The sequence below is a fragment of the Mesobacillus subterraneus genome, from assembly GCF_000934845.1.
GTDB lineage: Bacteria > Bacillota > Bacilli > Bacillales > Cytobacillaceae > Mesobacillus > Mesobacillus stamsii.
The window spans coordinates 67010-79210 of record NZ_JXIQ01000019.1; the positions used below are offsets into that span (position 1 = coordinate 67010).

General features: G+C 40.4%; 12 protein-coding genes. 8 read left to right on the top strand and 4 right to left on the bottom strand.

The genetic code is table 11. From position 1 onward, the window contains the following. Positions 1–203: 203 nt before the first annotated feature. The 4 genes from plsY to UB32_RS03365 all read left to right on the top strand — a co-directional run bounded on the left by plsY (position 204) and on the right by UB32_RS03365 (position 3655). Positions 204–788, top strand: a complete 585-nt coding sequence (gene plsY, locus UB32_RS03350) for a glycerol-3-phosphate 1-O-acyltransferase PlsY (RefSeq protein ID WP_044391195.1) — start codon at positions 204–206, stop codon at positions 786–788. A 332-nt stretch (positions 789–1120) separates the two neighbouring features. Continuing rightward, the gene (locus UB32_RS03355; RefSeq protein ID WP_052806938.1) at positions 1121–2071 is read left to right on the top strand and encodes a two-component system sensor histidine kinase NtrB; all 951 of its coding nucleotides are present in this window, start codon (positions 1121–1123) and stop codon (positions 2069–2071) included. A 101-nt stretch (positions 2072–2172) separates the two neighbouring features. After that, the gene (locus UB32_RS03360; protein ID WP_044391196.1) at positions 2173–2361 is read left to right on the top strand and encodes a hypothetical protein; all 189 of its coding nucleotides are present in this window, start codon (positions 2173–2175) and stop codon (positions 2359–2361) included. Between the two features lie 130 nt (positions 2362–2491). Further along, the gene (locus UB32_RS03365) at positions 2492–3655 is read left to right on the top strand and encodes a CapA family protein (protein WP_044391198.1); all 1164 of its coding nucleotides are present in this window, start codon (positions 2492–2494) and stop codon (positions 3653–3655) included. Between the two features lie 17 nt (positions 3656–3672). Here UB32_RS03365 and UB32_RS03370 read toward each other — a convergent pair whose 3' ends face one another. Next, positions 3673–3972: a hypothetical protein gene (locus UB32_RS03370; protein WP_044391201.1), complete on the bottom strand. Its 300-nt coding sequence runs from the start codon at positions 3970–3972 to the stop codon at positions 3673–3675. A gap of 263 nt (positions 3973–4235) precedes the next feature. Between UB32_RS03370 and pxpB the strand changes: the two genes are divergently transcribed. The 4 genes from pxpB to UB32_RS03390 are packed head-to-tail and all read left to right on the top strand — an operon-like array spanning position 4236 to position 7945. Further along, positions 4236–4949, top strand: a complete 714-nt coding sequence (gene pxpB / locus UB32_RS03375; protein WP_084221704.1) for a 5-oxoprolinase subunit PxpB — start codon at positions 4236–4238, stop codon at positions 4947–4949. Further along, the gene (locus UB32_RS03380; RefSeq protein ID WP_044391203.1) at positions 4946–5947 is read left to right on the top strand and encodes a biotin-dependent carboxyltransferase family protein; all 1002 of its coding nucleotides are present in this window, start codon (positions 4946–4948) and stop codon (positions 5945–5947) included. Before pxpB ends, UB32_RS03380 begins: the two co-directional genes overlap by 4 nt. Positions 5948–5960: 13 nt before the next feature. Next, on the top strand, positions 5961–6731 hold the full coding sequence (locus tag UB32_RS03385; protein WP_044391205.1) for a LamB/YcsF family protein: 771 nt from the start codon (positions 5961–5963) through the stop codon (positions 6729–6731). 23 nt (positions 6732–6754) lie between these two features. Further along, on the top strand, positions 6755–7945 hold the full coding sequence (locus UB32_RS03390) for an NRAMP family divalent metal transporter (protein WP_044391207.1): 1191 nt from the start codon (positions 6755–6757) through the stop codon (positions 7943–7945). A gap of 35 nt (positions 7946–7980) precedes the next feature. On the opposite strand, the gene trhA is transcribed toward UB32_RS03390, so the two are convergent. The 3 genes from trhA to UB32_RS03405 form a co-directional block, all read right to left on the bottom strand. After that, on the bottom strand, positions 7981–8619 hold the full coding sequence (trhA, locus tag UB32_RS03395) for a PAQR family membrane homeostasis protein TrhA (RefSeq protein ID WP_044391209.1): 639 nt from the start codon (positions 8617–8619) through the stop codon (positions 7981–7983). Between the two features lie 265 nt (positions 8620–8884). Continuing rightward, entirely contained in the window at positions 8885–10816 is a 1932-nt protein-coding gene (locus tag UB32_RS03400) for an LTA synthase family protein (protein WP_044391211.1), read from the bottom strand. A 240-nt stretch (positions 10817–11056) separates the two neighbouring features. After that, positions 11057–11980, bottom strand: coding sequence for a DNA/RNA non-specific endonuclease (locus UB32_RS03405; protein WP_044391212.1), 924 nt, complete (start codon positions 11978–11980; stop codon positions 11057–11059). Positions 11981–12201 lie beyond the last annotated feature (221 nt).

The window sequence follows — 12201 nt, forward strand, 5'->3', positions numbered from 1 at the left end:
TATTAGTCTATAATACTATTTTCATGAAAGATAGAAGAGTTTTTTATGAAATTCAAAGCCCCCAGCAATGGCTTGCCATTATCAGAAATGCGGATCCATTGACGGAAGAACTGATTTAGGAAATAGGACAAGAATTGGATGGAGTTTTCAGAAGAACGTGGTAAAATAAAAGAACCTGTAAAACCTTTAAAGGAGAGTCTTTCATGGTATTAAACGCAATTATCGTATTATTAGCTTATTTGCTTGGATCCATTCCTTCTGGATTGATCGTAGGGAAAGTCTTCTATGGAAAAGATATCCGGGAACATGGGAGCGGGAATTTGGGCGGCACTAACACTTTCCGTACGCTAGGTGTGAAAGCAGGCATGGCCGTTACTGTCGCTGATATTCTTAAAGGTACTCTTGCAGCAAGCCTTCCCTTGCTTCTCGGTGCAGACGTTCACACACTGTTGGTTGGTATTTTTGCGGTCATTGGACATATGTACCCAGTATTTGCTGGTTTTCGAGGTGGAAAAGCTGTCGCAACTTCAGGCGGAGTTCTGCTAGCTTATGTACCGATTTTATTCCTATTTACGCTAATCTTCTTTTTCATCAGCTTATACTTAACAAAATATGTTTCTCTTTCTTCTATTCTGACTGGTTTTGTTGCATTCATTTCCTCCCTATTCACTCAGGATCTCCCTCTTATCCTTGTGGTTGCGGTCCTAGCTACTTTCGTTATTTACAGGCATAGGGAAAATATTCAAAGAATACGCAAAAAAACCGAGCCAAAAATCACCTGGCTATAAACGAACTCTCGATCGATCGCCGATGAAATTGTACTACTCGAAGTGAGCTTTTATTCTTATACTCGAAAAAATCTCGGCATATCAGCTCATGGTTTGCCGGGATTTTTTTATTGTCATCCAATAGCTTATTCCAAAAACCGGATATTAGCTTTTATCTCACGGTTCTTTATAAAATATTTTTGTTCTTTATAATGAATTTTTTATTTTAAATGGTATAATTTAAATAAAATTGTCATAAATATCTTCGAAAGTAATCGAAATTTGCTGTCAGATTTCCTAGTTATTAAACGAGAACCAAATGTAAAAAAATTTTATTCAAAGAAGGGATCCCGATGAAAATGAATAATCCTTCCTCTGTCTATAGTTTTCATCCAATGGTCGATCATAAAACATTATTTAAAACCGAATTCTCATTCCATACGGATTCACACACTTTCCCTTTTGAGCCAATTCTTCCGTATGCAAAGCAGTCTATGCAAAAGGATGAAGTAGCAATAATGATGAACAAGAAAAAGCTGGAACTGGAAAGCGTCCTTCAAAATTTAAACCAAGAGATCCTTGAAAAACAACAAATGGTAAACGCATTGAAAGAGGCCTTGACCGAGGTATCAAGAAACTATCAATCTGCATCTTTAAGTTTGTTATCTGTTGGGTTAGCCCATGAAATAAGGAACCCATTAACAACCATCAAAGGGTTCATCCAATTATTAAAGCCAGATCTTCAATCCGCTGGAAAACAAGAATTGGCAGATGTAGCATTGGAGGAAATCAATCGTGCAAATGGCTTGCTAACTGAATTCCTATCTGTCTTAAAGCCGACTCCAGCAGGGAAAAAAAAGCTGGAAATAAACAGTTTAATGAAAAACATGAGGGATTTATTTTCAAGTGAAGCAATCCTGAAGGGTGTCGACTTAAGCGTCGAACTTGCGGAAGAAGAACTTTTTATCATGGCAGAAGAGAATACCGTAAAACAAGTGCTCGTCAATTTATTGAAAAATGCACTAGAGGCTGTGGAAGGAAGCGGGAGAACCGATGGATCTGTTAAAATAATTGCTGGAAGAAAAGCTGATTATGCGCTGATCCGTGTCATTGATAACGGCATTGGAATCGATGAATGGTGCATAGAGAAAATTTTCACTCCTTTTTTTACGACAAAGGCAGAAGGAACAGGCATTGGATTGGCAATTAGCAAACAATTAATTGAAAATCATGGCGGTGAAATGAGTGTCGTTAGCGAATTTTCGAGCACAACATTTACGATTTCATTACCCACCCTTTTATAACCTGCTTTCGATTAGTCGAAAAATTGTCAAATTATACCCAATCAATAGGTAGGATTGTTGCTAAAATAAAGAAAAGAGCACAGGAAAGAAGGCGAACTGGTATGGAAGAAGAAGTTATAAAGCTGACAGACCAATATGTATATTCAACCACAACAGCTGATGTAACGACTTCAGATGACTTTATCGTTGAACTTTTGGCTGATTTCCACGAAACAACAAATCCAAAGATTATCAAGATCAAGAACCTGGATGAGCTAATGGATTTTATCGAAACAATGGATAGCGAATAACATGCGGCTCTGGAACGAGTCGCATTTCCTTTTTTCAGTAAAAACTTCTATATTTCACACAAATTCTATACTATATTATCTTTAGAAGCACAAAATAGATAGGACTCATCAGTTATTGGGGAGATTTTAAATGAAAAAAAAGAAGCAAACCTTCTTGGCTATGACGATTATTTCCGGATTAAGTATTTTATTAGGAATCCTAACCTTCCAAATATCTCATGAAGCACAGGCAAAAAAACCAATTTTGAATGTCCAACAAAAAAACCATTCAATGAGAAGCATCGATGTAGCGGGGAAAAATTTTCAAGAAACCGTAAAATTAGGGGCGATTGGCGACATCCTGATCCATGACACTGTTTATGAAAGCGCTCACTCTTCTTCAGGGTATGATTTTAAGCCGGTGCTAACGAATGTTAAACAGCTGTTAACAGATCCTGATCTCCTCTTGGCTAATCAGGAAACCATTCTGGGCGGAGTCGAAATCGGTTTGTCCAGTTACCCAGCTTTCAATAGTCCTGTTGAAATTGGGGATGCACTACTAGATGCGGGTGTCGATATTGTTTCCAATGCCAATAATCATTCGCTGGATCGTTCTGAAAAAGGGGTTTTGACATCCATACGAAATATGGAAGCTGCCGGTCTGCCTTATGTTGGTTCCTTCAAGGATGATGCCGATCAACAGAAAGTAAGGGTATTGACTAAAAACGGAATAAAAGTTTCTTATTTGTCATACACCTATGGGACAAATGGGATTCCGGTTCCATTTGGCAAAGACTATCTCGTCAACCTGATCGACCGCGAAGCAATGAAGGAGGAAATTCATCGTGCCAAAGCAGCATCGGATGTGGTCGTCATGAGCATCCATTGGGGGAATGAGTACCAACGGTTTCCAACAGGAGATCAAAAAAAACTTGCCCAGTTTCTAATCGACCAAGGGGTAGATATCATTTTTGGACACCATCCGCACGTCCTACAGCCAATGGAATGGTTGACCGCCTCAGATGGCAGGAAGGGACTTGTTGTATATTCTCTTGGCAATTTCCTATCAGGACAAATGTGGGATTACAAAGATATCGGCGGCCTCGCAACGGTAGAGATTACAAAGCGCATTACCCCTGATGGAAAGGTAATTGCATTACATAATCCGGAATTCCTTCCTACCTTCGTTTCCAGCAGCAAACAAAAACATTACAGAGTCGTACCATTGAAAGAAGCAGGAAGGTTTGGCCTTGCAGACGCAGAAAATAAATATAACGAAATCATGCATCATATGACGCAATTACTAAAAAAATAACTCTATTAAGGTTACCGTCAGGAAAATGCTTTTACAACGTTAAGCCCGTTTTCAAGACGATTAACTGGATTTTTTGAAAGATACGATACGGTTTGTCCCCCCTTCATCGGCAAAGTGTCCATATCTGCCCTCAATGCCAGCGTTTTTTCTCCAGTTTTTCTGTTCACATCCCCTGCCACACTTGGTGGTTGGAAACTCAAGATTTTAATCCCAAGAGTCTCGAGCCTCTCTCGGATATAGTTACTCGTTTCATTTTCCTGACCAGACAGCTCCGGATGCTGATGTAGATAGCGAAGGTCCTCCACAGCCTGTTTCATATATGTTCCGATAGATAATTCATCCTAGTTTATATCAAACTTATAAATATACAAATTGATCAGGGTGATTATACACCTTTGCTTTTTAAAAATGAATAGCAAGAGCTTTTTCACTACAAATCTGCATTAACATAATGACATTTTCCCTATAATTCTAGACTAGTAGTAATTTCATTTTTATGCATCCATTTTAATTTTGTAATTCATCAATTTTAAGGTATACTTAAAAACATATTTTCAGCTAAAAGCAGGAGGTGAACCCATTGGTTTATAGTTTCCAGCCATTAGGAGACAATGCCATCATGATCGAATTGGGCAAAGACATTCATATACAAACTCAGCAAAAAGTGCAATTCATTGCCTCTATTTTGGATAATCATACAAAAGATTGGATGATTGAATACATTCCTGCGTTTACTACTGTTACCTTATTTTACGATCCTTTTAAGATAATGAGACATGCGAAAAAAGGGGAACTTCCTTATAACTATGTTCGTTCCTGGCTTGAGTCTTTCTTAACTGGTGTTGCTGTTGAAAACAAAATCACTCAGAGAATGATTGAAATTCCAGTTTGTTATGGTGGTGAATTGGGACCTGACCTAGAGTTTGTTGCTCGGCATAATAATTTATCTGAAGATGAGGTTATCCAGCTCCATTCTGCTGGAGATTATCTTGTCTATATGATTGGTTTTGCGCCAGGCTTCCCATATATAGGAGGTATGTCGGAGAAGATAGCAACACCAAGAAAAGAAACACCTCGGCTGAAAATTCCTCCGAGATCGGTAGGAATTGCCGGTAAACAAACAGGTGTCTATCCAATCGAAACACCAGGCGGCTGGCAGTTAATCGGCCGGACTCCTCTCGAGCTGTTCCGCCCAGAGAAGCACCCGCCTACTCTCCTGCGCCCCGGAGATCGTATACGCTTTTATCCGATCAGTTATGAAGAATACTTGGAACTTGGAGGAGATAAGGAATGATAAGAGTCTTAAAACCGGGTCTTCTCACAAGTGTTCAAGATTTAGGAAGATACGGGTATCAAAAATATGGTGTCATTGCAAGTGGTGTGATGGATCAGCTCGCGCACCGGCTTGCGAATATTCTCGTCGGCAATCAGGAAAATGAGGCAACTCTTGAAATTACCTTATTAGGACCTGTTATTCAATTTGAGAAGGATGCTCTAATCGCCATTTGTGGCGGTGATTTATCGCCAACGATTGATGGGATTCCCATTAAAATGTGGCGGCCAATTTACATAAAAAAAGGCGCTTTATTAAGTTTTGGCCAAGCAGCTAATGGTGCAAGATCCTATCTCGCAGTCGCAGGAGGATTTGATATTCCAGAAGTTATGGACAGTAAATCTACTTACTTAAGGGCAAATATTGGCGGATACCAAGGACGCGCACTAAGGTCAGGTGATTTAATCCCATTTGACCCCCTAGGAAAATTTTCTCAGCAGAAGCTAGAGTTTCTTTGTGGAAAAGCTGGATCTGAGCTTTTCACAGAGATGGATTGGTCCGTTTCATCAGATTTGATTCCTTTGCATAGACGCGACCCATCCATTCGGGTAATCAGAGGCAGGCAGTTCGATTTATTTTCAGAAGAAAGTAAGACTAACATATTTAACGAAGCCTTTTTCGTTACCCCCCAATCAGATAGGATGGGTTATCGACTAACAGGTGCTTTTTTGCAATTGAAAAAACCGGCAGAAATGGTTTCCGAAGCGGTCAGTTTTGGAACTATTCAAGTTCCTTCTGAAGGAAATCCAATCATCCTGCTGGCAGACAGGCAAACAACCGGTGGCTACCCAAAAATCGGACAGATTGCTACTGTCGATTTGCCTCTGATCGCGCAAGCAAAACCAGGGGACCATATCCGCTTTAAGGAAATAAGCCATGAAGATGCGCAGACCCTCTACCTTGAGAGAGAGAGAATTATTAATAAGCTTAGACAGGGAATTTTATTAAAATTCAAATAGGAGGAATATGATTATGGCAAAGGTTGATATTAATTGTGACATGGGTGAAAGTTTCGGAGCCTACACTCTTGGCAGGGATGCAGAAATTCTCGAATACGTGACCTCTGCCAATATCGCCTGCGGATTTCATGCCGGGGATCCAGCTACGATGAGGAAAACGGTAAAATTAGCGCTTGAAAAAAATGTTGGCATTGGCGTGCATCCAGGTCTTCAAGATTTAGTTGGCTTTGGAAGAAGAGAAATTAATTTATCAGCTCAAGAGGCGTACGATCTTGTAGTCTACCAAATAGGCGCACTATCTGGCTTTGTCAAAAGTGAAGGCGGCCAAATTCAGCATGTTAAGCCTCATGGCGCCCTTTTTAATATGGCTGCAAAAAATGCCAAGCTGGCAGAAGCGATTGCGGAAGCTGTATATAAAGTCGATCCGCAAATGATCTTTTTTGGCCTTGCCGGAAGTGAGTTAGTGAAAGCAGGAGAAAAGATTGGCCTCCGTACGGCGAGTGAAGTTTTTTCAGACCGCACCTATCAACAGGATGGCTCATTAACTTCCAGGCTGCATGCTAACGCATTGATTAAAGATCACGGGGAAGCTGTCAAACAAGTAATACGGATGGTCAAAGAAGGAAAAGTCCCTTCCGTTCAGGGCACCGATGTCTCGATAAAAGTGGATACTGTCTGCATTCATGGAGATGGAGAAAGTGCTCTTGATTTTGCGAAACATATAACTGCGGCTTTAAACGAGGCTGGCATTTCTATTGCCAAAATTAGCAGCTTTATTGAATAAACTATTTTTAGGAGGCAACAAGGATGGAGAAAAAATCAACCGCCAGTTTACTGCTTGGTGCTGCATTCCTGATGGCAACGTCGGCAATTGGTCCTGGGTTCCTTACTCAAACAACTGTATTTACACAATCACTGATGGCAAGCTTTGGATTTGTCATTTTCATTTCTATCATTATCGATATTGGCGCACAGATGAATATTTGGAGGATTATAGCGGTATCCGAGAAACGTGCTCAGGATATTGCCAACGATGTCTTGCCTGGGTTGGGGCATTTTCTCGCTGCACTTGTTGTTGCAGGGGGACTTGCCTTTAATATTGGCAATATTGCCGGAGCAGGTCTTGCCGTAAACGTCTTGTTCGGCTTGTCAGCTAAAACAGGTGCTTTATTAAGCGGAATCGTAGCGATTGGAATCTTCCTCGTCCGCGAAGCCGGAAAAGTAATGGACAGATTTGCTCAAATTATGGGTTTTGTGATGATTATTTTGACTATTTTTGTTATGTTCACAGCTGATCCGCCTGTGGGGGAAGCCGTTGTAAAAACCTTTGTTCCTGATAGAATCGACCTTCTAGCAATCGTAACCCTTGTAGGTGGAACTGTCGGAGGATATATTACATTTGCAGGAGGACACCGGTTATTGGACGCAGGTATAAAAGGCCGTGAAGCTTTGCCTGAAGTAACCAAGAGTGCAGTAACTGCCATTGGGATTGCCTCCATCATGAGGATCTTCCTGTTCCTTGCTGCATTTGGAATCGTCGCTCAAGGTCTTGCTATCGACCCGGCAAATCCGCCTGCTTCCGTTTTTCAGCATGCTGCAGGCAATGTTGGCTATAAAATTTTCGGAGTTGTAATGTGGGCTGCTGCAGTTACTTCGGTTGTTGGTGCTGCATACACTTCGGTTTCGTTCATTCAGACACTGAGCAAGACGGTTGCAAAACATCATAACTTGACGATTGTTACATTTATAGCCATTTCTACTCTCGTATTTGTCTTAATAGGACAACCGGTAAAGATTTTGGTCCTTGTCGGCTCCTTCAATGGCCTGATTCTTCCAATCGCCTTAGGGGTAATGTTGATTGCAGCTTACAAGACAAAAATTGTCGGCGACTATAAGCACCCGCTCTGGATGACAATTTTTGGAGCGATCATCGTCATCGCCATGACTATTATGGGCGGTTACACACTGATTAATGGAATACCTCAGTTATTTAAATAACAAAGATGCAAATCGTTATATGGACGAATACAACCTTATGGCAACAAACTCAACACCGCAAAAAAGTGCATAATGGACCCAGCTAGAACAAACAAATGCCATATTGCATGATGGTAATGGAAACCGCGCCAGACGTAAAAGACTGCTCCTACAGTATACAGAACGCCTCCAATTACTAGAAAGAGCAGTCCTTGTGATGAAAGATTCTCTGTCAGTGATCCCCAAGCAAATACGATCAGCCAGCCCATAATGATATATAGCACTGTGGATGTATGCAAAAATCGTTTGACAAACAGAGATTTAAACACCGTTCCCGCGATGGAAATCCCCCAGACGATTCCGAACAGCGTCCATCCTAAAACCCCTTTTACCACAAGGAAAAGGAATGGTGTGTAAGTTCCAGCAATGAAGAAATAAATCGATGAGTGGTCCATGATTTCAAAAAAATCCTTTGCTTTTCCCGGTGGAAAGCTATGAACGAGGGTGGATGATGTATATAGCAGGAACATGGTCGCACCGAATATGGTGAAACTGACGACATGCCACACTGTGCCATACAATGAAGCAAATACGATTAGGATAACGAGAGCTGCGATGCTTAGTAGTCCACCTATTCCGTGGATGATTGCGTTCGCGATTTCCTCTTTCTTCGTAAAAGTATGTACATTTGCCATTTTTCTTACTCCTTTTCTCTATTTGAAAAAACGGTCTGTTGATCCGTTTCCACTGCATTCATTCGAAAATAAGTATATCATTTATAGCTTTTAACAACGCAAGGATTTGATGTCTGGGAAGTGTCGGTTGAAGGCTTATTTTTTCGGTAATACGTAAAGTTTTTGTGTAGCTCGAGTGACTTGATCGTCGAGTCGCTTGCTTGCGCTTTTCTTACGTTCAAACATAAAAGCTGCCGGACTTCTCTAGCTCGGCAGCTTTCTAAAACTATTCTGCATTGTTGCTGGACTGATCGTTCTTTTCACTATAATTAAACAGTGACCGATCAACAGGAACAAAATCTTTCGGAGTGTAGAATCGTAAAAGGTCACCCTCTACGACCTTATCGGAGTAATTCAAGATTGTCTCAGCGATTTCCTTTTGATGCTTCGCTTCTTCTGTTTCCTCTATCACAGTTCCGGTTATTGAATCATAATACTTGCCATTAAGAAAAGAGACAGTTGGACTCACGAAATCTCCATTTCGAAATGGTATTAGTTCATCGTGTTCTTCTGAAAGTAAGTCTGTACCCATTTGCAGGTAAGGCTTTGTGTCAATCCCTAATAAATGCATAAGAGTTGGCAGCAAGTCGATTTGTCCGCCGTATTCATGCATCGTGCCTCCCTGAACTCCAGGTACACGGATCAATAACGGTACCCGCTGAAGGCCTGCACTTTCAAAAGCAGTAATTTCTGTGCCCAATACTTGTTCCATCGCCTTGTTATGATTGTCGGATATCCCGTAATGGTCTCCGTACATAATTACTACAGTGTTATCATATACCCCTGTTTCTTTTAGATAGTCAAAAAACTCTTTTAATGCCTCATCAGCATACCGCGCTGTCTGGAAGTATGAATCAACGGATGGATCTCCGGTTGTATGAGGTTCAATGGTTGTTTTCTCCTGGTCCATTTTATAAGGAAAATGGTTGGACACGGTAATGAACTTTGTGTAAAACGGCTGTGGCAATGACTCGAGTAAAGGCTGGGATTGTTTTAGAAACGGCTTATCCATTAACCCATACTCAGCAAGGTCCTCTTCATTCAATGTGTAGTAGCTTGAATCAAAGAAATTGTCATACCCAAACGATTTATAAATTTCATCACGGTTCCAGAATGACCCGTTATTTCCATGGAAAACAGCAGATGTGTACCCGTTTTGACCTAAAATGGCAGGCGCTGCTTGATACGTATTCATCCCTTTCGTAGAAAAGGCAGATCCTTGCGGCAGACCATATAGCGAATTCTCGAGAAGGAATTCGGCATCAGATGTCTTCCCCTGGGCTGTTTGATGAAAAAAGTTTTCAAAGTACAGGGTATTGGCATCTCTTGTTAAAGAGTTCAAGAACGGCGTTACTTCTTCTCCATGAAGTTGATAATCAATCAAGAAATTTTGCATGGATTCAAGGTGGAAGTATACCACATTCATTCCTTTTGCTGCACCAAAGTATTCAGGATTTGGTTTTGCGTAATGTGTTCTCTGGTAATTAAGGATTTCCGTTAAATCATCCGTACTTGCCATCGCCCGTTCCATGGAGCCATTGACACTCTGAACAGCATCATAAATGGTGTAGTTGTACACCCCCAAATACTTAACAATATAGTTGCGATCGAACGTTCTTGTCAGCAATTGTGGCCGATCCTTTTCTGCTAGTCCCAAGTTCACTGACATGATCAGGATGGAAGTGATAAATACGGCCGAAATACTCCTGCGATTTACCATTCCGGTCGTACGCTCTTTTTTGAAGATCAAACCAACAGTGAGAACAATGAACGTGTCCAGAAATAATAAAAAGTCATATGGTTTTAACAGAGATGACACACTCGAGCTTACATCGCCAAAGTTTTGTGTCTGCGAAATGGTCGGAATCGTAATGAAATCACTAAAAAACCGGTAATACACCACGTTTGAAAACAATAAGAAACTCAAAATAAAGTCAAACACAATGAGCCATAGGAATTTTCTATTCCTTGATAACAAGGAAAATCCTAAAAATAACATAACCGAACCTAACGGATTCATAAATAATAGAAATTCTTGTAAATTATTATTCAAGCCTAGTTTGAATTCTAAGTGTTGTACTAAATATGTTTTCATCCATAATAAAACAACAGCTAAAAAGAAAAGGCCCAAGTGATTATTTTTTATTTTTTTGTACACCTTTTTCTCCCCGCTTTCTTTCTTCCTACTTTGTGAGCCATTTAATAATTCTATAAGATTGTTAAGTTAATGTAAAGTGATTTAATATTCTATTTACAAAACAGACACCTTTGTGATTAAACGCAAAAAAAGCAAGCATTAAGGAACGCTTGCTCTCTTTTCCATATATACACCTTTTTCTGCCTTTCCAAACATCGAGCTGATAAAGGAAACGAACGAATTCCCAGTCTGTTAACTTGGCTACTCTCCTACCATACCGTCCTTGTCTGCATCGTACATATAAGGATATAACCAATGATCCGAGGTAATTGGCATACGAAAACCTGCTGCTTTCGCTTCTTTAATCGTTACCTGTCCATTTCCATTTGTATCAACACTTGAAACATCGCCGTTTGTGATTGAACTAGTTGATTCAGAAGGCACACTGCCTGTTAATCCAAGCGATACATTTACTTCATCAGGGTTAACATTGTCAAATGTATCCATGATCTTATTCCCTTTTACTGTATAGGTATACTGATAATGGGAAGGAATCTGCGTTTCCGTATTCGGATAGGTGATAATCGCTTCAAAATTAGTGGCTCCTCCCGCACTGCGGATCACCTCTTCCATATAAGCTTGATCACCATGACGGTTTAGCGTACTATCCTGCGGGGTAATATTATAGGCATTTGATACCCCACCAAGTGCATCAGCAATGACATGCCCTTCATCTAATACAGCGCTCTCTACACCAGGGACCTTTGCCTCATCAGCGTAGTATCTGCCGGAAGATAACACAGCTTCGATCTTGTCATCTTGCAGTATGATTTCAGCAGCAATGACTCGAACCAGTTGTCCATATTCATTAGTAAAAGCCCAATATTCTCGGTCCCCATACCCAATGTCGACGACGACGTTCGGTTCACGATCTCCAGACAAATCACCGCCATCCACTTCAATAAATTTGTATCCTGAGAACTGTTCTTTATTTGCCTGAGTTGGAGTTTCCTCTACTACTGGTTCATCCACCATTTGCGGGTTTTTAACACGATCCGGAGTAACTGTCGTTTCTTCTTGTGAATTTTTATCTTGATCCGCAATCGAGGCATTTTCGACATTGGCACAACCAACCAAAGAAATAATTGTGAAAAGCAATAGTACATAATGCATTTTCTTTTTCATTTTTTAGACTCTCCTAAACTAGGTTACAAGTGAGCATTCGTTTTACATTGTAAGCTTATTGTTAATAGTATATTCCTATTTTACCATTTTTTCAGTGGAATCTATTTTTATCTTCTTGAACATACTTGGAAACGTGTTTTCCATGAGATTGGATTCCCCTTCTTTCGAATTTCGATAGCAAATAATGGACCTATCGTCTATCCTGCCTTATAGTGTAAGTA